The sequence below is a fragment of the uncultured Bacteroides sp. genome, assembly GCF_949298305.1.
In the GTDB taxonomy this organism is placed as follows: Bacteria; Bacteroidota; Bacteroidia; order Bacteroidales; family Bacteroidaceae; genus Bacteroides.
This window is the reverse complement of record NZ_CASFWU010000002.1, coordinates 44867-63772: the sequence shown is the minus strand read 5'-3', so window position 1 is coordinate 63772 and position 18906 is coordinate 44867. Positions and strand designations below refer to the sequence as shown.

General features: G+C 54.8%; 16 protein-coding genes. 1 reads left to right on the top strand and 15 read right to left on the bottom strand.

The features are described from left to right. From tatA to Q1Y74_RS00525, 4 genes are all read right to left on the bottom strand, one after another. Window positions 1-165: twin-arginine translocase TatA/TatE family subunit (gene tatA / locus Q1Y74_RS00540; RefSeq protein WP_300811742.1), on the bottom strand; the 165-nt coding region annotated here is incomplete at its 3' end. A gap of 144 nt (window positions 166-309) precedes the next feature. Beyond that, window positions 310-2820, bottom strand: a complete 2511-nt coding sequence (locus Q1Y74_RS00535) for a bifunctional UDP-N-acetylmuramoyl-tripeptide:D-alanyl-D-alanine ligase/alanine racemase (RefSeq protein ID WP_300811737.1) — start codon at window positions 2818-2820, stop codon at window positions 310-312. Then, window positions 2796-3788: a GSCFA domain-containing protein gene (locus Q1Y74_RS00530; RefSeq protein ID WP_300811736.1), complete on the bottom strand. Its 993-nt coding sequence runs from the start codon at window positions 3786-3788 to the stop codon at window positions 2796-2798. The genes Q1Y74_RS00535 and Q1Y74_RS00530 overlap by 25 nt, the downstream gene beginning before the upstream one ends. Window positions 3789-3793: 5 nt before the next feature. Next, window positions 3794-5362: an ATP-binding protein gene (locus Q1Y74_RS00525; RefSeq protein WP_300811735.1), complete on the bottom strand. Its 1569-nt coding sequence runs from the start codon at window positions 5360-5362 to the stop codon at window positions 3794-3796. Window positions 5363-5862: 500 nt separating this feature from the next. Between Q1Y74_RS00525 and Q1Y74_RS00520 the strand changes: the two genes are divergently transcribed. Next, a complete protein-coding gene (locus Q1Y74_RS00520) occupies window positions 5863-7377 on the top strand; it encodes an arylsulfatase (RefSeq protein ID WP_300811734.1) in 1515 nt (504 codons plus the stop codon). A 453-nt stretch (window positions 7378-7830) separates the two neighbouring features. Here the strand turns inward: Q1Y74_RS00520 and Q1Y74_RS00515 are convergent, their stop codons facing one another. The 11 genes from Q1Y74_RS00515 to Q1Y74_RS00465 all read right to left on the bottom strand — a co-directional run bounded on the left by Q1Y74_RS00515 (window position 7831) and on the right by Q1Y74_RS00465 (window position 18828). Then, window positions 7831-9267 carry an NADH-quinone oxidoreductase subunit N gene (locus Q1Y74_RS00515; protein ID WP_300811733.1) on the bottom strand — a complete coding sequence of 479 codons (1437 nt, stop codon included), beginning with the start codon at window positions 9265-9267 and terminating at the stop codon, window positions 7831-7833. 58 nt (window positions 9268-9325) lie between these two features. Next, window positions 9326-10804: an NADH-quinone oxidoreductase subunit M gene (locus Q1Y74_RS00510; RefSeq protein WP_300811732.1), complete on the bottom strand. Its 1479-nt coding sequence runs from the start codon at window positions 10802-10804 to the stop codon at window positions 9326-9328. Between the two features lie 151 nt (window positions 10805-10955). After that, on the bottom strand, window positions 10956-12839 hold the full coding sequence (gene nuoL, locus Q1Y74_RS00505; protein WP_300811731.1) for an NADH-quinone oxidoreductase subunit L: 1884 nt from the start codon (window positions 12837-12839) through the stop codon (window positions 10956-10958). Window positions 12840-12936: 97 nt separating this feature from the next. Further along, a complete protein-coding gene (nuoK, locus tag Q1Y74_RS00500) occupies window positions 12937-13245 on the bottom strand; it encodes an NADH-quinone oxidoreductase subunit NuoK (protein WP_300811730.1) in 309 nt (102 codons plus the stop codon). 182 nt (window positions 13246-13427) lie between these two features. After that, window positions 13428-13940, bottom strand: coding sequence for an NADH-quinone oxidoreductase subunit J (locus Q1Y74_RS00495; protein WP_300811729.1), 513 nt, complete (start codon window positions 13938-13940; stop codon window positions 13428-13430). Window positions 13941-13942: 2 nt separating this feature from the next. Further along, window positions 13943-14434 carry an NADH-quinone oxidoreductase subunit I gene (locus Q1Y74_RS00490; protein ID WP_300811728.1) on the bottom strand — a complete coding sequence of 164 codons (492 nt, stop codon included), beginning with the start codon at window positions 14432-14434 and terminating at the stop codon, window positions 13943-13945. Between the two features lie 34 nt (window positions 14435-14468). Further along, window positions 14469-15545, bottom strand: coding sequence for an NADH-quinone oxidoreductase subunit NuoH (nuoH, locus tag Q1Y74_RS00485; protein WP_300811727.1), 1077 nt, complete (start codon window positions 15543-15545; stop codon window positions 14469-14471). Between the two features lie 142 nt (window positions 15546-15687). Beyond that, complete coding sequence (locus Q1Y74_RS00480) at window positions 15688-17286, bottom strand: NADH-quinone oxidoreductase subunit D (RefSeq protein WP_300811726.1); 1599 nt, start codon at window positions 17284-17286, stop codon at window positions 15688-15690. Between the two features lie 93 nt (window positions 17287-17379). After that, on the bottom strand, window positions 17380-17961 hold the full coding sequence (locus Q1Y74_RS00475) for an NADH-quinone oxidoreductase subunit B (RefSeq protein WP_300811725.1): 582 nt from the start codon (window positions 17959-17961) through the stop codon (window positions 17380-17382). Then, complete coding sequence (locus Q1Y74_RS00470; RefSeq protein WP_300811724.1) at window positions 17952-18302, bottom strand: NADH-quinone oxidoreductase subunit A; 351 nt, start codon at window positions 18300-18302, stop codon at window positions 17952-17954. Before Q1Y74_RS00470 ends, Q1Y74_RS00475 begins: the two co-directional genes overlap by 10 nt. 151 nt (window positions 18303-18453) lie before the next feature. Then, complete coding sequence (locus tag Q1Y74_RS00465; protein ID WP_300811723.1) at window positions 18454-18828, bottom strand: hypothetical protein; 375 nt, start codon at window positions 18826-18828, stop codon at window positions 18454-18456. Window positions 18829-18906 lie beyond the last annotated feature (78 nt).

Genomic DNA, 18906 nt, shown 5'->3' with positions numbered 1-18906 from the left:
TTCTTCCTTTGCCTCGTTCACTCCTTCCTTGAAGCTTTTCACCCCTTTGCCCAGACCACGCATCAGTTCGGGAATCTTCTTGCCGCCGAACAGCAGCAGGATAAGCACGAAGATGATGAGCCATTCGGAACCGCTGGGCAGGCCCAGCAACAATAATTTTGCCATATTCTTTATGTTTTAAATGAATGGGGCAGAAAGCGGCCCTGGCTTCGGGCCGCCTTCCTTCCCGGATGTTTTTCCTTCTTCGGGCAAAGATAGAAATATTTTTCGGAGAAACCGTCCAAAGCCTGCCCGAAACTCTCCCCTTGCCTAATCTTGGTAGTAAATACGTTTAACGCGGCCAGATACACTGGTCAACACCTCATAAGGAATGGTTTCCAACGCATCGGACAGCACGGTTACAGGCAAGTGGTCTCCGAAAATTTCAACGGTATCCCCCTCCTTGCAGTCAATGTCCGTTACGTCTATCATACAGACATCCATGCAGATATTGCCCACATAATAGGCCCGCTGCCCGTTCACCATGCAATAGCAATGTCCGTTGCCCAAGTGACGGTTCAGGCCGTCGGCATAGCCGATAGGCAGGGCGGCAATGCGCGAAAGGCGAGTCAGATGTCCCTTGCGGCTGTAGCCCACCGTCTCGTCCTCCGACACGTCGTGTATCTGGAGGATGGTAGTCTTCAGGGTACTCACGTTGTGCATCACGGAATTGTCGATGGGATTGATGCCGTACAGGCCGATGCCCAGCCGTACCATGTCGAACTGCGCCCCGGGGAAGCGTTCAATGCCTGCCGAGTTGCAGATATGTCGTAAAATCTTGTGGGGGAAAGCCGCCTGAAGTTCGCCTGCCGCCTTCTCGAAAGTCTCAATCTGACGGCGGGTAAACGAATCGAACAACGGGGAATCACTGCCCACCAGGTGGGAGAACACCGACTTGACAATGACTGCGTTCTGCCGTCTCAGCCTGTCGATGAGGAGCGGCACCTCTTCGGGCGCAAAGCCCAAACGGTGCATACCCGTATCAATCTTCACATGGATGGGGAAGTTGGCTATTCCTTCCTTCTCCGCTTCCCGAATCAAGGCTTCCAGCAGGTGGAAGCTGTACACCTCGGGCTCCAGCTTGTAGTCGAACATGGTCTTGAAGGCTGTCATTTCGGGATTCATAATCAGGATATTGGCCGTAATTCCCGCCTTGCGCAGCTCGGAGCCTTCGTCGGCCACGGCCACGGCCAGATAGTCCACGCGATGTTCCTGCAAGGTCTTGGCTATCTCGTAGGAGCCTGCGCCGTAGGCCGAAGCCTTGACCATGCACACCATCTTCGTCTCGGGCTTCAGGTAGCTGCGATAATGGTTCAAGTTGGCCACCATCGCCCCCAGATTGACTTCGAGAATGGTTTCGTGTACTTTCTTCTCTATCAGTTCGGTCAATGCGTCGAAGCCGAACTTGCGCGCGCCTTTTATCAGGATGATTTCGTTCTCCAGCTTCAGTTTGCCACTTTCGATGGCCTTTATCAGCGAAGGGGTGTCCGGGAAGAAATCGCGTTCCATGTTGAAACGGTCGGCACACAAGGAGATGTCCTCTCCCACCCCGATGATGCGCTCTATCCCGCGGCTGGCCACCAACTGCGCCACCTGCCGGTAAAGAGTGGGCACGTTCTGTCCCGTCTCCAGAATGTCAGAGAGGATAAGGGTACGCTTCAGCCCCACGCTCTGCGAACGGCGGTAAAGGAAGTCGAGCGCAATGTCCAGCGAGCCCAGGTCGCTGTTATAGCTGTCGTTGATGAGGAGGCAACCGTTCTTGCCCTCCTTCACCTCCAGGCGCATGGCCACAGGTTCCAGTGTTGCCATCCGTTCCGTAATCTGCTCGGCAGGCAGCATCAGGTAGAGGCAGGCCGCCAGACAGTGAAGCGAGTTCTCGATGGAAGCGTTGTCTATGAAAGGCAGCGTAAAGGAGTTGTCCATGTCCAGATAACGGTAGGAAATGAGCGTGCCGTCCTCCTTCTTCTCAATCTTGCTGATATAGAGGGGACGCTCCATGTCCTTGCAGCTCCAGGCGATTTCCCTTGCGGAAAGCATGGACTTGGCCACGCAATTGCTGATGAACTCGTCGTCGCCGTTATAGATGACCACGTCGCAATCCTTGAAGAGCGTCAGCTTCTCCATGCACTTCTCCTGCAAAGTGAAGAAGTTCTCCTGATGCGCTCCGCCGATGTTCGTCAGAATGCCGATGGTGGGTTTGATAATGTTCTGCAAAGCACGCATCTCGCCCGGTTCCGAAATGCCCGCCTCAAAGATGGCCAGTTCGGAATCCTCATCCATCTGCCAGACAGACAACGGCACTCCGATTTGGGAATTGTAGCTGCGCGGCGAACGGACAATGCGGCGCTCGTTGCCCAGCAGCTGGTGCAACCATTCTTTCACCACTGTCTTCCCGTTGCTGCCCGTAATGCCTACGACAGGAATGCCGAACTTGCCGCGATGCTGTTCGGCCAGCCGTTGGAGGGCTTTCAGCGGGGAAGGCACCACCAGATAGTTCAGCGAGACATTCCCCTCAGCACTGCCCTGCCCTTCATGCTTCATTCCCAGTTCTTCCTTGCTGAAGTCTTCCTCGCTCACCACAAAATTGCGCACTCCGCGTGCAATGAGTTCAGGAATGTAGTTGGCTCCCGTATTGCGTTTGGCAGGCAAGGCAAAAAACAAGGTTTCTTCCGGGAAGCTCAACGAGCGGCTGTCTGTAAGCAGCCAGTCTATCGTGGCCGGTGCCGTTCCCATGCGTCTGGCACCAATCAGTTCTGCTATTTGTTCAATCGAATACGACATGTTGTTCTCTCTTTTTCGAAGTCTAAGTACGGGTATTTTTCGCTAAGTCGGTCTATTCTTAACATAATTTGTACTAAAAAAGTCTTATGCCCTTCAGAGTCCGGATGGAAAGGTTTGTGCTCAAGCATTTTATGGATTTGATAACATTCTTCCATCAACTTTACCGCTTCGTCCGTCAGACAGGCACCGCAGAAACGTTCCCAGACATAGTCTATCGCAACGTCGGAAGGATGTACCATATCAGGAGCATAGAAGCGGTAGTCGCGCAGCTCGTCGAGTACAATCTCGTAGGCCGGGAAATAGCAGACCGCTGCGGGAAACTTTTCTTCCAACGAAGCAATGGCCAGCAGCAGGGCAGCCTTGCTCAGCTGGTTGGCGTGCAGGCCGTCACGAACGTGTCGGATGGGGCTCACGGTAAAGACCACTTTCAGACCCGGATTGACCTTCCATAAATCCGCCAACAGTTCCGTATAGTCATCCACCATCTCCTCCACCGGCAAACGCCGGCGGCAGAAACACCGTTCGGGCAGTTTATGGCAATTGCCCACGATGCGGCTTGTCCGCGCCTCTTCATACACCCAGGCCGTGCCCCACGTCAGCAACAGGACATCCAGCCTCGACAGTTCGGCACGCATTGCCTCCAGACGGGCATTGATGCGTGCCAGCGCCTCGGCCGCCGTCGGTGCCGAGAAGTCACCGTGGTGCATCGGACTGTGCCACAAGCCCCCATGCTCGTACAAGTCTGCTTCCGCATAAACTTTCCCCGCCAAGGCCTCACGCAAGGCGGCAGAGATGGAAAGCGGATTATAGAGTACGCCGTAAGGATTGACATCGCAGGCAAACTTCGCCTCCAACAGCCTCGTGCCGATGTTCGTGGCAAAACAAGAGCCCATCAGCAGCAGGCGGTCGCGATGGGAGAACCGCGGCAGTCCCGCAGGCATTTCAACCGAAGTATAGAACCTGTCCATGCTTTTCAATGGTCAACTTTCCACTCTCCAATTGTCCCCGTCTCAGAGGAGAAAGTGGCACCTATCTTATATAATGTACGGGAGTCAGAAGCATATTCGCGAGCGTATCCCTTTTCCTCAATCTGTTGCAAAGCCTCGGCGGCCGTACCGTCCAGTTTGAACTCAAAGATGTAGACGTACTGCGGGGTCTCTACCACACAGTCCACACGCCCCTGGCTCTGCACCTTCTCCACATAGACGGTGTAGACACTCACCATGCGCATGAGGAGGTAGAACGTGTATTGGAAGTAACGTTCCCGCTCCACCTCGTCCTCTTTGCGGCGCATGGTGTAGGGGATGCTGGCCAGGAAGGAAGTAAACAGGTCGCGGAGGCGTTCCACGTCGCCCGCCTCCAGCGCCTCTATCGTATCGAAAATCCAGCCTTCCACCCGCTGCTTCGGCTTCAGGTAAGACGTGGCCAGCATGGTGAGGAAGCCGTTCTTCACTTCGTTGTTGGGGAAATCCAGCAGGAAGCGGTTCATGCGCATGTTGTAGGCCTTGATGGTCAGGTAGCCGCTCTGGTAAATCATCGGAAGGGGTTTCTCCACGTCCGCCTTGTAGTCGATGAACTCTTCCAGGGCATAATACTTGCCCGTCAGTTCGTTCATGTTCTCGTTGAAGTGGGAGAGCAGGCGGATGAGATAAGTGGGCGTTCCCGAACGGAACCAATAATTGTCCAGGCTGCGGCTGTCCAGCGCGTTGAGCAGGCTGAAAGGGTTGTAGATGTCCGTCATCTGTTTGCTGAAGTGATAGCCGTCATAGTGTTCCTTCAGGCGTTGCTTCATCTCCTCCGGCGTGCATCGGTATTCCCCGGCCATGTCGGCGATGGGCCGGGGGAAGTAGCGCTCGATTTCTTCCTGCGTGATGCCGCACAAGGCTTCAAAGCGGGCGTCCATGCTGATGTCCTTCGGCTGGTTGAAGCCGCTGAACACGCTCACCTGAGAGAACTTCGTCACACCCGTCAGCAGGACAAAACGCAGGTGTTCGTCCGCACCCTTGAACACGGAGTAAAACCCTTTCAGCACGTTGCGGTGACGTTCCTCCAACTCGGCATTAACGTCCAGCACGTCCAGAATGGGCTTGTCGTATTCGTCGATGAGCACCACGGCACGGCGGCCCGTCTGTCTGTGAGCAGCTTCAAGCACTTTGACGAAACGGCCTCCCAAATCCAGCATATCCCGGTTGGAGGCCAGACCGTAAGCCTGCTCCCAATCGGACACATAGCCGTTCAACCGTTTTTCCAGGACACCCGCCTGCGTGAAGTCCGAACCGTTGAAATCCACATGGAATACCGGATATGCAGCCCATTCCGTTTCCTTCGCCTCGATGGCAAGCCCCCTGAACAGTTCCTTTCGGCCCAGGAAGTAGTTCTTCAGCGTGGACACCAGCAGGCTCTTTCCGAAGCGGCGCGGGCGGCTCAGAAAATAGATGCTGCCTTCGTGTGTCAGGTTATAAATCTGGTCTGTCTTGTCTACATAAACATAACCTTCTTCGACGATACGGTCAAAACTCTGTATTCCGATGGGATATTTCATAAGCACAACGTTTTTCTACTTTTGCAAAGATAGGCGATTCAAAGAAGAAAGGAAACATTTTGGATGAAGAATGAAGAACGGAAGATGAAGATTTCTCTCCACGCGTTGGCGGAATTAAGTCAGTGCATAGAAGCCCGCAACATTAAAAACAGATATTTTTTCCGCAGGCTGTCTCCAATCTCTGTTTCCTATCTCAAAGCATGCAAAACGGTTTCCTTTGTTGAAACTAAGAGTTTCAAGCTATGAAACCAGTAGTTTCAAGCTATGAAACCGGTAGTTTCATTCAATGAAACCGATGGTTTCAACAAATGAAAATAATCTGAAACTTTTGGTTTCGTTGTCCAAACAACTTTTGAAACTTTTTTCCTGTCTGCATGCCTCCGACTTTATACCTTTTGAAAACATGCGTTATTTTAATTCCGCCAAGAGAAGGTTCTTCCTAAAAAAATGTTTATCTTTAGCCCGGAAGCAGAAACAATAAACCATCAATCTTATACATCATGAAAACACATGTGCTTCCTCTTACGCTGGCCTGTATCTGCTCCGCCTGTAGCGGAGAGCGCCAGCATCCCAACGTAGTACTGATACTTGCCGACGACATGGGCTATGGAGATGTCTCCTGCCTGGACAGCAACTCACGCCTCGCCACCCCCTGCATAGACCGCCTGGCGGCGGAAGGCGTGGTGTTCACCGATGCCCACTCCAGTTCGTCCGTCAGCACCCCTACTCGTTACGGGTTGCTGACAGGGCGCTACAACTGGCGCTCGGAACTGAAGTGTGACGTGCTCTACGGATATTCGGCGGGCATCATACCGCCGGAGCGGGAGACGTTGGGCTCCATGCTGCGCAGGCAGGGCTACACCACCGCCGCCATCGGCAAGTGGCACCTGGGATGGGACTGGCCCGGAGTGGAACGCGGGAAGGACAGCGTGGACTACACCAAGCCCATAGCCAACGGGCCCGCCGACCGCGGATTTGACTACTTCTTCGGCTTCTGCGGCTCGCTGGACATGCCGCCCTACGTCTACGTGGAGAACCGGTTGCCCACCGCCGTGCCGGACACGGTGACGGCCGGACGGACCCGCTTCGGGTGGTGGCGCAAGGGGCCCACGGCGCCCGACTTCCACCACGAACAGGTGCTGCCCGAACTCATTGACCGGGCGTGCCGCTACATCGAAGAACACTCGAAGCAGGACCGGCCCTACTTCCTCTACCTGCCCCTGCCCGCCCCGCACACGCCCATCCTGCCCACGGAAGAGTTCCGCGGGAAGTCGGGAATAGGCGAATACGGTGACTTTGTGCTGATGGTCGACGCCATGGTGGGCCGCGTGATGGAGGCCGTGGAACGCGGAGGAAAGGCAGCGAACACCATCGTGGTCTTCACCACGGACAACGGCTGCAGCCCCGCAGCGGGCATTGAGGAGATGGAGGCGCTGGGCCATCACCCCAACTCCATCTACCGCGGACACAAGGCCGACCTCTACGACGGCGGGCACCGCATTCCCTGCATCCTGCGCTGGTCCCAGGGAGCCAAGCCGCACACGGTGGAGCAGACGGTGTGCCTGACAGACTTCTACGCCACCCTGGCCGACATCTGCGGCTACCGACTGAAGGACACGGAGGGCGAGGACAGCTACAGCCTGCTGCCGGCCATCCGGTCCACAACCGAGGTGGCTCCCATCCGCGAGGCCACCATCCACCACTCCATCGACGGACAGTTTGCCGTCCGGCAGGGAAAGTGGAAGCTGCTGCTCTCGGGCGGTTCGGGCGGATGGAGCTGGCCGACGCCTGCCGATACGGCCGCACTGGACTCGCTGCCCGCCATCCAGCTCTACGACATGGAGGCCGACCCCACCGAAGCACGCAACGTGCAGGACCTCTATCCGCAACAGGCCGACAGCCTGCGGCGCCTGCTGGAGCGCTACATCCGCACGGGACGGAGCACGCCCGGAGCGCCGCAACCGAACGACGGGGAATACCCGTGGAAACAGGCGGCGGAGATTGCGGATTTGTGATTTCAGAGTTCTGATTTCCGATTTCACAGTTCAGGCTTTTGATTCCGGCATCGCCTATAAAAAAAGAGGCAAGACGGCAAGGCATATCGGGATTCTACCGGCCTGACAATCAGCCGTCAGACCATGCAAGCATCGTCCACGGACCGTGCAAGCATCGTCCGCGGACCGTGCAAGCATCGTCCGCAGACCGTGCAAGCGTCGTCCGCGAGCCGTGCAAGCGTCCGACAAGCGGGGCGCAAACACCCCGTTTCGCACCCCCGTACCGATTCCAAGACCGGCCTTGAAATGCAAGGAGAATCACGGAAACGCGTAACGCGGATTTCATTTTTCAGTTGACAGGTTGTCCCAAAGGAAAGGACAACCGGGAAAAAGTCCCAACTAAAAATGAAATCCGCGTTACGCGTTGACTGTATCTTGATGGATGTACCGTCCGCACGGTCATCCTTCAGCGGCCTACATGCCGAAGGTGAAGCGGTCTATGGACTCGTAGACGATGCTGGCTATGCTGAGTGCCACGATGCCCAGCGTACAGAGCACCAGGCCGGCACGCGTATAGCGGTCGCTGCGGAAGGGGGCGGCCGGCTGCTCGGAAGGATTGATGTACATGGCCTTCACTATCTTCAGGTAGTAGTAGAGGGACAGCACCGTGTTGACCAGGGCGATGAACACCAGCAGGTGGAACCCGCCGTGGAAGGCGGCCGCGAAGATGAAGAACTTCGAGAAGAAGCCGGCAAACGGCGGAATGCCCGCCAGCGAGAACAGCGACAGGGTCATCACAAAGGCAATGCGCGGATTGGTGGCATAGAGGCCGTTGTAGTCGTCCAGCGTGTAGCGGCGACGCATGGCCATCACGGTAATGACGGTAAAGACGCAGAGATTGGCCAGCAGATAGACCAGCAGGTAGTAGACGAGCGAGGTCATGCCCTGCTGCGAGCCGCCCATGAGACCCAACATCAGATAGCCCGCCTGCGAGATGCTGGAGAAGGCCATCAGACGCTTCAGGTTCTGCTGGCGCAGGGCGAAGAGGTTGGCCAGCGTGATGGAGGCCACGATGAGCCACCAGAGGGCTTCTTCCCACCAGGCCACCATCGGAGCGAAGACCTTATAGAGGGTCGTCATCAGCACGAAGGCGGCTGCGCCTTTGGAAACGACGCTCAGGTAAGCGGTCACCGTACTGGGCGCACCCTGGTAGACGTCGGCCGTCCAAAGGTGGAAGGGCACCAGTGAAATCTTGAAGCCCATGCCCGAAAGGAAGAACACGAGGGCCATCACCTGCATGGGATTGCCGTCGAGACGGGCAGGCAGGTCGGCAAAGTAGAGGGTACCCGTAGTGCCGTAGATGAGCGAAATACCGTAAAGCAGCAGACCGCTGGAGAAGAGGGCGGCCAGGATGTACTTGGCGCCTGCCTCGGCCGAGTGATGGCGGTACTTGTCGAAGGCCACCAGCGCGGCCATGGGGACGCTGGCCGTCTCCAGTCCGATGAAGAACATGAGGAAGTGGCCGGCGGAAATCATCAGGTACATGCCCAGCAGCGTGCAGAGGGTAAGGAAGTAGAACTCACCCTGCTTGATGCTGGTGTCCGGCAGGCGCATCCATTGATGGGCCATCAGGAAGACAATCAGGGTGCCTACACTCAGGATGGACTTCACGATGCTCTGTATGGGGGTGTTGTGATACATGCCGCCGAAGGCCTCGGCCTCGGGACCGGGGACGATGGTGATGAGCGTGTGTACCAGCAGCAGGATGACGGGCAGCATGGTGTTCAGCACAGGCTTCCCGTCCTGTTTGTGTGCGTCGGGACTCATGAAGAGGTCGGCAATGAAGAGGATGACAATGACCGCTATCAGCGACAACTCTTCTTTCATCAGTAAAAATTGAGTATAATCCATTTTTTCAATGAAATATTAAGAATGAAAAATGAAGAATTCTGTAATCACAGGACTGCTGTCAGAAAGCAGAGACAATCGGCAGCACGCTTTCACCAATCATGCCGCTGATCCACCAGGGAGCCATACCCAGGGCAGCCACGCAGACAATGAGGATGATGACGGCCGTGCGTTCGTCCCACGTGGCGTCGGTCAGCGTCAGGTGGTGCTTGTTGGTGCAGGTTCCGTAAAGTATCTTGCCCACCAGCCGCAGGATGTAGACCGCCGTGATGACGATGCTGCAGCAGGCAATGACCGTCCACGTGCGGTGGAACACGTCAGCGTGCTGGAAGGCGCCGTTGAAGATGGTCATCTCGGCCACGAAGCCGCTCAGACCGGGCAAGCCCAGGTTGGCCAGACCGGCAATGACGTAGCACACGGAGAGGAAGGGCATGATTTTCATCAGCCCCGACAGCTCGCGGACGTCACGGGTGTGGGTGCGTCCGTAAATCATGCCGATGAGGGCGAAGAAGAGGGCTGTCATCAGGCCGTGGCTCAGCATCTGGAGCACGGCGCCCGTGCAGGCCGTCTGGTTCATCATCAGGATGGCGAAGAGCACCAGTCCGCAGTGGCTCACGGAGGAGTAGGCGTTGATGTACTTCAGGTCGGTCTGCACGCAGGCCGAGAAGGCACCGTAAACCACCGAAATGCCCGTCAGCACCAGGAATATCCAACCCAGCTCGTTGGCAGCCTCAGGCATCAGATACATCGCGATGCGGAAGCAGCCGTAGCCTCCCAGCTTCATCAGTACGCCGGCGTGGAGCATGGACACGGCCGTCGGGGCCGAGGCATGACCGTCGGGGCTCCAGGTGTGGAAGGGGAACAGGGCGCCCAGCACGCCGAAGCCCAGGAAGGTGAGCGGGAACCAGATGCGCTGCTGCTCGATGGGGATGTTGTGCAGCGAGGCAATCTCCAGCAGGTTCATGGTCGTGGCGCCGCTGCCGTAGTAGATGCCCAGAATACCGATGAGCAGGAAGGCGGAGCCACCCATCAGCATCAGCGTCAGCTTCATGGCGGAGTATTCCTTACGGCCCGAACCCCATACGCCGATGAGCAGGTACATCGGAATCAGGGCCACTTCGTAGAACATGAACATGGTGAAAAGGTCCGTAGAGATGAAGAACCCGAACACGCCCAAAGACAGGAACGTGAACCACAGGAAGTACTCCTTCGTCAGCGGCTGGAGGCGCCAGGAGGCGAAGGTACCCGTAAAGACGATGATGGCCGAAAGCAGCAGCATGGCCACCGAAATGCCGTCAACGCCTACGGAGTAGTGGATGTTGAGGGCGGGATACCAGGCCATGTCGGCACAGAACAGCATCTCGTCCGTTGCGCCCGCGTGGCGGGCATTGAGATACATCACGGTGAGCACCGCCGACAGGGCAAGCAGGGCCGAAGCTCCCGTCACCATCACGGCGCGTATCTGGCCGATGCCGCGCGCCAGCCAGAGGCCGAGAAGCATCAGCAGGGGAATCAGGACGAATAAGGATAAGAAGTTCATAATCAAAAGCCTCTCCCCCGGCCCCTCTCCCAAAGAGAGGGGAGGCGGGGAGTATTGTTTTTAGGGTTAATATATTAATGTATATTTATAGTCTTGCATATTCTCTTTCAATTCTTTCCCCTCTCTTTGAAAGAGGGGAACGAGGCCAGGCCTACAAAAGAATCAGAATCAGCACCAGCGCGCCCAGCAGGAACACAAACATATACTGCTGGATGCGTCCGCTCTGCAGGCCGCGAATCTCGTCGCTCGTAGCGTCGGCACCCCAGGCCAGGAAGTTGAAGAACCCGTCCACCACGTGGCGGTCCCACCAGGCAATGGGGCGGCAGATGCAGCCGAAGATAATCTTGTGGGTGATGAACTGATAAATCTCGTCGATGTAGAAGCGGTGGTAGGCTGCCGTCCACAGGCCGCGGAAGCGGCGTTGCAGGGCGTCGGCCAGGGGCTGGCGTTCGTACAGATACATCGGAGTGGCAATGGCGATGGCCAGGGCAGCTACGACGATGCTTGTGCCGGCTACCGTCCAGTCGAGGTGGATGTTGTAGGCTTGTCCGTCGGCCGAAACCAGGTGGCCGAAGGGGATGAAGCCTGCCACTACGGTAACGGCGGCCAGGAACATCAGCGGGAAGGTCATGTTCAGCGGGCTTTCGTGCGGCTTGTGCTCGGCGTGCAGCTCCTTGTTCTCCTTACCCCAGAAGATGCCGAAGTAAAGGCGGAACATGTAGAAGGCCGTCATGCCGGCAATCACGGTCATCACCCATCCCATCACGGGGCTGAACTGGAAGCAGGCAGTCAGTATCTCGTCCTTGGAGAAGAAGCCCGAGAACGGCGGGATGCCCGCAATGGCCAGACAGGCGATGAGGAACGTCCAGTGTGTAATGGGCATGTACTTGCGCAGACCTCCCATGGCCGACATCTCGTTGCTGTGGACGGCGTGGATGATGCTGCCCGCGCCGAGGAAGAGCAGGGCCTTGAACATGGCGTGCGTGAAGAGGTGGAACATGCCGGCCATGTAGCCCAGGCCGCCTTCGTGCGGATTGGTCGAGGTACATACGCCGAGGGCCACCATCATGAAACCTATCTGCGAAATGGTGGAGAAGGCCAGCACGCGCTTGATGTCACTCTGCACGCAGGCCACCGAAGCTGCATAGAAGGCGGTGAAAGCACCTACGTAGGCAACGATATGGAGCGTGTCGGGCGCATAGGCAATGAACAGCGGGAACATGCGGGCCACCAGGTAGACACCCGCCACCACCATCGTGGCAGCATGGATGAGGGCGCTGACGGGCGTCGGGCCTTCCATGGCGTCGGGCAGCCAGATGTGCAGGGGGAACATGGCGCTCTTGCCCGCACCGCCAATGAACATCAGCCCCAGGGCCAGCGGCAGCATGGCGCCGCCCTTCATCAGCGTCATTTCATCGGGCGTGAAGGTATAGGTGCCTGCGTAGTAGCCATACACCAGGATGCCGACAAGGAAGCCCAGGTCGGCAAAACGCGTCACGATGAACGCCTTCTTCGAGGCGGCGATGGCGGCAGGTTTGGTATAGTAGAACCCGATGAGCAGGTAGGAAGACACGCCCACCAGCTCCCAGAACAGGTACATCTGGAAGATGTTCGTGGCTACCACCAGTCCCAGCATGGACATGGTGAAGAGCGACAGGAAAGCGTAGTAGCGCTGGAAGCCCCGCTCGCCCTTCATGTAGCCGAAGGAATAAATGTGAACCATCAGGCTGACGGTGGAGATGACGATGAGCATCACTACCGAGATGGGGTCGAGCAGAATGCCCAGGTCGATGCTCAGGCTCTCGGTGAAGGGCAGCCAGCGGAAGTTGTAGGGCATCAGCGTGGCATACGTCCCGTCGGCCAGCCGCGGAGCGCTGAAGTAGCTCCAGGCGGTGAAGTAGGACAGCGCAGTCACTGCACCCAGCACCACCGTGCCGATGAGTCCTGCCGTGCGGTGCGTCATCCATTTGCCCCCAATTCCCAACGTAAGGAAAGAGAGGAATGGAAGGAGGAGAATAAGAATTGTCAGTTCCATATCTGTTTTATTGTTTTAATTTCTGTTTTACATGGCTCGAAGTCAGGAGCAGGCAGTTGTCCGCTTGTTCCTGCGCCCCAAGCCTACTACCTGAGAATTACCACTTCATCTCCTCCAGTCTGTTCACCTGGATGCTGCGGATATTGCGGTAGATGTTAATCATGATGGCAATGGCAATGGCCGTTTCGGCTGCCGAGATGGCGATGGAGAACAGGGAGAAGAAGTAGCCCTCCAGCCCGTCGGGGAACAGGAAACGGTTGAACACGGCGAAGTTAATGTCCGTGGCGTTCAGTATCAGTTCGATGGAAATCAGAATGGCCAGCGTGTTGCGGCGGGTAAAGAACCCGTAGATGCCGGCAAAGAACATGATGGCCGAAACCACCAGATAGTATTCCATGTGTATCATAAGTTGTAAGTTTTTGAGTTTTTAAGTTTTTGAGTTTTTAAGTTCTTGAGTTGATTAGTTTTTGAGGGTCAGTTTTTGGGGGTTCAGTTCTTTGGGGATTCCGAGTCCTTGAGTTGGCAAAGCTCATCAACTCAAAAACTCAAAAACTTAAAAACTCAAAAACTAAAACTTAAATCAAACATTTATCTCTTTCTCGCAATGAGCAGTCCGCCCACGATGCAGGCCAGCAGCAAGACACTGACAGCCTCAAAAGGCAGCAGATAGCCGTACTTCTCGCCGCTCAGCATGTGACTGCCGATGTTTTCTATGGTTACTTCCAAAGGACGGAGGTCGCTGGTGACCAGGAATTTGTGCTTCAACGTAATGAACAGCACAATGACGGCTCCGCCCGCCGTAGCTCCCAGTCCGGCCAGGAACTTGCTTCGCTTCAACTTGACGGTACGGTCACCCTCGCCGCTGGTCAGCAGGATGGAGAACACGTAGAGCACCACGATGCCTCCTGCATAAACCATAATCTGCACAGATCCCAAGAAGGTATAACCCAACAGGAAATAAATGCCGGCCGTGCCGAAGAGCACGAACAGCAGATAGGTGGCCGAACGCACCATGCGGTTGGTGGTCACCGTAAGAATGGAGAACACGGTGATGAAGGCCGCCAGAAAATAGAATACTACTGTTTCAAGAGTCAGTTCCATATTTATTCAGTGGTTAGTGGTTGATGGTTAGTCTGCTCGTCGCTGCCATCCGTACGGTTCAGGGTCAGAATCAGTTTGGAACGGTCGAATACGGCGTGCTCAAAGTTCTGGTCGAAGGTAATGGCGTCGTGCGGACAGGCATTGACGCAGAGCTGGCAGAACATGCACGAGCCCAGATTGTACTCGTACTTCACCAGTACCTTCTTCTTCTTGCCTTCGGGTGTCTCCACCGTCCGGCTGGTAATATGAATGGTGTCGTTGGGACAAGCCATTTGACACAGTCCGCAAGCCACGCAACGGTTTTGGCCGTTCTCGTCATGAGGCATGGTCAACGTCCCGCGGAAACGGTCGAACATTTGCAGTTTTTTGCGGTTTTCGGGATACTGTTCAGTGACTTTGGGCGTGAAGAACTCACGCATGGTAGTCTTAAGTCCGGTACCCAGGCTGCCTATGGCCCGGACTATCCCTCCTAAATATGATTGTTTTTCTTCCATATTGTTCAATAGCTGTTTGTCATTGTTCGTTACATCAGAAGTGCCATCCCAAGGCGGTACATACAGCCATCAGCAGCAGGTTTACCAGCGAGATGGGCATCAGGTATTTCCATTCCAGTGTCAGAATCTGGTCGATTCGTAAACGGGGGAACGTCCAGCGCATCCACATCATCAGGAATACCACGAAGAAGGACTTGGCAAAGAACCAGACGAAACCGGGAATGTAGTCCATCACCATATTGAAGCCGTCCAGCCCGCCGATGTGGAGCGGCATCCATCCGCCCAGGAAGACTGTAGCCGCAATGGCCGAAACGATGAACAGGTTAAGATATTCAGCCAGGTAGAAGAAACCGAAGTGCATACCACTGTATTCCGTGTGGTAACCTGCGGTCAATTCGCTTTCAGCCTCGGGCAAGTCAAAGGGGCCACGGTTACACTCCGCATTGCCTGCAATCAAGTAGATGATGAAAGCGATGACAGCAGGAATATGTCCTTTAAAGATGAGCCATCCGTCGGTTTGTCCTTCTACTAAATGAGAAATCTGCATGGTTCCAGCCAGCACAACCATTGTCAGGATGCTGGTCCCGACAGACAGCTCATAACTGACAATCTGTGCGCCGCTACGCATGGCACCAATCAACGAAAACTTGTTGTTAGAACTCCATCCGGCCAGCAGAATACCTACTACGCCGATGCTTGACGCAGCCAGCAGGAAGAATATGCCAACGTTAAAGTCCAGCACTTCCAAGCCCTTATTCATAGGCAAGCAAGCAAATGTAAGGAATGAGGCCAGCAGAATCATGTAGGGAGCCAGGTTATAGAGCGGTTTGTCCACTCCGTTTGGAGTGAAGATTTCCTTGGTGAGCATCTTCAGCACGTCGCTGATAACCTGGATGCTTCCTCCGGGGCCCACACGCATGGGACCCAACCGACATTGGAAGAAGGCGCAAACCTTACGTTCCATGTAGATGAGCACAATGGCCAAAATGGCATACATCAGGACGATGCACACGCCTACGGCTACACACTCGATAAAGATGGCCAGTCCTTCGGGCATCACCGAGGTGAGCATTTGGTGTATCCAGTTTGTTACAATACTAAAGTCAAACATTTCTTTAAATTGAAAGTTGGAAATTGAAAGTTGAAATCTAATAAACTGAAAGTCGCATCATGGAAAATTGAAAACCTACAAGACGTAAAACAGGATTTGCGCCGCCAGTAAAGCCACATCAACGTTCCATGTTCCTTTCTTATCATCGGTCAATGTCAGGCACCACGTAATCCAATGTACCGCCAATGGCTATAAGGTCGGCAATCTTGGCGTTGCGCGTAATGGTGTCTATAGCTCCTACCAGCGGCAATCCTGTAGAACGGTAGTGCAAACGGTAAGGAGTCTTGTCACCGCGGCTCTCCAGATAAACGCCGAACTCTCCTCGGCTACCCTCAACAGCGGCATACCAGCTGCCTTCGGGCACACGGATAATAGGCTTCATCTTTTCCTGATAAGGCCCTTCGGGAATGTTGTCTATCAGTTGTTCAATGATGCTGAGACTCTCCAGAATCTCGTCCATGCGCACCATGTAACGGGCAAAGCAGTCACCCTCGGTACGGACAATCTCCTTGAACTGGACTTTGTCGTAAGCAGCGTACGGCATGCGCTTGCGCACGTCGCAAGCCCATCCGCTGGCACGGCCCGTACCGCCCGTAGCACCGAAAGAGATAGCATCCTCGCGGCTCAGCATACCGATACCTTGCAGACGCTGGCGGGCTATGATGTTACCCGTAAAGATGTCGTGGTATTCTTTCAGATTCTTACGCATATAAGGAATGAACTCCTTCACACGCTTCACGAAGTTGGGATGGATGTCGGCCTGAACACCTCCAATGGTGTTGTAGTTCAGGATGAGCCGTCCGCCGCAGGTTTCCTCAAAGATGTCCAGCACCTTCTCGCGGTCGCGGAATCCATACAGGAAAGCCGTCGTGGCTCCCAAGTCCTGGCAGAGACAGGAGAAAAACAGGATGTGCGAATCGATGCGTTGCAGTTCGTCCATGATGGTACGGATGTACTGTACACGCTCGCTTACCTCCACACCCATGGCCTTTTCAATGCACATGCACAGTGCATGTCTGTTCTGCATGGCACCCAGATAGTCCAGACGGTCTGTCAAGGCCAGTGTCTGCGGATAAGTCAGACTTTCGTTCATCTTTTCAATGCCTCGATGGATATAGCCGCAGTTCACGTCTATCTTGTGGATGTTCTCACCCTCGAGCGAGACGCGGAAGCGCAACACACCGTGGGTAGCCGGATGCTGCGGACCGATGTTCACCACATATTCCTCGTCACCGAAAAGAGTCTTCACTTCCTCGGTGATGGTTCCGTCCTCGCGTATCTCCATTTGGCGGGTAGTGTCCACGGTAGGCTCGTTATCCATACGAAGTGGATTTTGTGCAGCAGGATCATCATCCTTACGCATCGGCCATCCCACCCAATCAGTCCGGAGGAAAAGACGGCGCATGTCCGGATGACCGCCAAAAGTTATGCCATAAAAATCGTATACCTCACGTTCGGGCAGCTCGGCTCCACGCCAAAGGTCGGTCACGGAGGGCAGTTGCGGATTCTCGCGATTCTCAGTAGCGCACTTTACCACCGCACGCCTTCCTGTTTCGGTCGACTCCAGGTGATAGACCACACCCAGCCCTCTCAAGGCATCCGGCGAGTCATCATCCTTCCGTTCTCCCCAGTCCATGCCCGTCAGACTTTCCAAGAAGTCCATTTTCTGTTCGTAGCGCAGGCTGCGCATCAATTCGTGCAGCCCGGCGGGCTCTGCTATATAGAGATTTGTCTGTTCCATCAATTTTAAAAATTATAAATATTAAGAATGAAGAATATAGGAAAAAGGATAGTTTGCATCAGCCATTTCCCCAACCTATTGTTTCTTCAATCTTTATTTTCTACTTTTTTTTCGATTGATTCCTCCGAAGAATTTTTCCATCTTCACTTTCCGCTGCAATTGCATCATACCATAAAGGAAAGCCTCAGGACGTGGAGGACAACCCGGCACATAAACATCCACAGGGATAATTTGGTCCACACCCTGCACCACGTGATAGGACTTCCGGAAGGGTCCGCCGCTCACGGCACATCCGCCCACAGCCACCACATACTTCGGATCGGCCATCTGGTCGTAGAGCCGCTTGAGAACAGGAGCCATTTTGTTAGTTATGGTACCGCTCACCAGAATCACGTCCGCCTGACGGGGGCTGTTACGCGTCACTTCAAAACCGAAGCGGGCAATGTCGTAACGGGCGGCACAAACGGCCATAAACTCGATACCGCAACAACTGGTAGCGAAAGTCAACGGCCACAACGAGTTGCTGCGTCCCCAGTCCACCAGGTCGTCCAAACGGGCCAGCACCACGTTGGTGCGACCTTCGTTCATCTGCGCCACCAGCTTCTCCAGCGTTTCATTGTCCTGAAACTCTTCGTAGGGGATTGACTTTATTTTCGGTTTTCCTTTTATTTCCATTGCAGCGCTCCTTTCCTCCAGGCGTATGCCAAGCCCAGAATCAAAATGAACAGGAAAAACAGAATGCCCAGCAAACCTCCCATTCCCAACTGGCGTGTCACTACCGCCCAAGGAAAGAGGAACACCGTCTCCACCTCAAACATCAAGAAAAGGATGGCAAACAAGTAATAGCCTACGCGGAATTGCATCCACGAACGTCCTCGTGTAGGAATACCGCATTCATAGGGCTCCATCTTCTGTTCATTGTACGAGTGTGGCGCTATCGCGTTGGATAGAGCAATGACCACACCGACAAAAATGATTGCCGTCAGGATGACGGCTACCAACATTGTAAAACTCATAAATCCGTCTTGTTTATATTTAACAGTTATTTTTCCGGATAAAACAATATTCACCGTCTGGCATCCCTCCGGACGCCAATCGGTATCTCATGGACAAGGCCCGTCACAGGGGCTTGCCATTTAAAGACAGGGAACAGCAGTCCCTTTCTATCTATATAATGATTTCCTCCAGCCCGTAGACATAACGGTCCGGCGGATAGGCCGGTTCGGGTCCGCTATAGGCCGGACGCGAGCCGCAGGCAAGGGCGCGTTCCGTCTGTCCCTGCTGTATATATTCCGTAGGTATCAGCCGATAAGCCTTCTCGGGTACTTGGGTAGAGATTGTTGTTTCCGTGCAGAGAGACATCCTCTGGACAAGGCTGTAATATCTGCGGAGGTTCTGTTGGGGAGTGGGAGCTTGTGTCAGGCATGTGCCTGCAACATGTTGTAAGTGAGTGGTGCGAGTGGCAGCGGACGTATCGGCTACACCTTCGTGCAGGCATACGGCCAGCAGGATTATCATCAGATATTTGAAACATTCTTTCATACAACCAAAACTCGCTTTTCCTTTTGTGCTGCAAAGGTATAATAAATATTGTGCATTTTGTTGGGCGGAATTTACAAA

Bases quoted from the DNA above. Each gene is read 5' to 3' on its own strand.
- Q1Y74_RS00530 (WP_300811736.1), bottom strand. From the start codon at position 3,788: ATGGACAGGTTCTATACTTCGGTTGAAATGCCTGCGGGACTGCCGCGG.
- Q1Y74_RS00515 (WP_300811733.1), bottom strand. From the start codon at position 9,267: ATGGATTATACTCAATTTTTACTGATGAAAGAAGAGTTGTCGCTGATA.
- Q1Y74_RS00495 (WP_300811729.1), bottom strand. From the start codon at position 13,940: ATGGAACTGACTCTTGAAACAGTAGTATTCTATTTTCTGGCGGCCTTC.
- Q1Y74_RS00510 (WP_300811732.1), bottom strand. From the start codon at position 10,804: ATGAACTTCTTATCCTTATTCGTCCTGATTCCCCTGCTGATGCTTCTC.
- Q1Y74_RS00520 (WP_300811734.1), top strand. From the start codon at position 5,863: ATGAAAACACATGTGCTTCCTCTTACGCTGGCCTGTATCTGCTCCGCC.
- nuoL (WP_300811731.1), bottom strand. From the start codon at position 12,839: ATGGAACTGACAATTCTTATTCTCCTCCTTCCATTCCTCTCTTTCCTT.
- Q1Y74_RS00470 (WP_300811724.1), bottom strand. From the start codon at position 18,302: ATGAGTTTTACAATGTTGGTAGCCGTCATCCTGACGGCAATCATTTTT.
- Q1Y74_RS00475 (WP_300811725.1), bottom strand. From the start codon at position 17,961: ATGGAAATAAAAGGAAAACCGAAAATAAAGTCAATCCCCTACGAAGAG.
- nuoK (WP_300811730.1), bottom strand. From the start codon at position 13,245: ATGATACACATGGAATACTATCTGGTGGTTTCGGCCATCATGTTCTTT.
- Q1Y74_RS00480 (WP_300811726.1), bottom strand. From the start codon at position 17,286: ATGGAACAGACAAATCTCTATATAGCAGAGCCCGCCGGGCTGCACGAA.
- Q1Y74_RS00490 (WP_300811728.1), bottom strand. From the start codon at position 14,434: ATGGAAGAAAAACAATCATATTTAGGAGGGATAGTCCGGGCCATAGGC.
- Q1Y74_RS00535 (WP_300811737.1), bottom strand. From the start codon at position 2,820: ATGTCGTATTCGATTGAACAAATAGCAGAACTGATTGGTGCCAGACGC.
- Q1Y74_RS00465 (WP_300811723.1), bottom strand. From the start codon at position 18,828: ATGAAAGAATGTTTCAAATATCTGATGATAATCCTGCTGGCCGTATGC.
- Q1Y74_RS00525 (WP_300811735.1), bottom strand. From the start codon at position 5,362: ATGAAATATCCCATCGGAATACAGAGTTTTGACCGTATCGTCGAAGAA.
- nuoH (WP_300811727.1), bottom strand. From the start codon at position 15,545: ATGTTTGACTTTAGTATTGTAACAAACTGGATACACCAAATGCTCACC.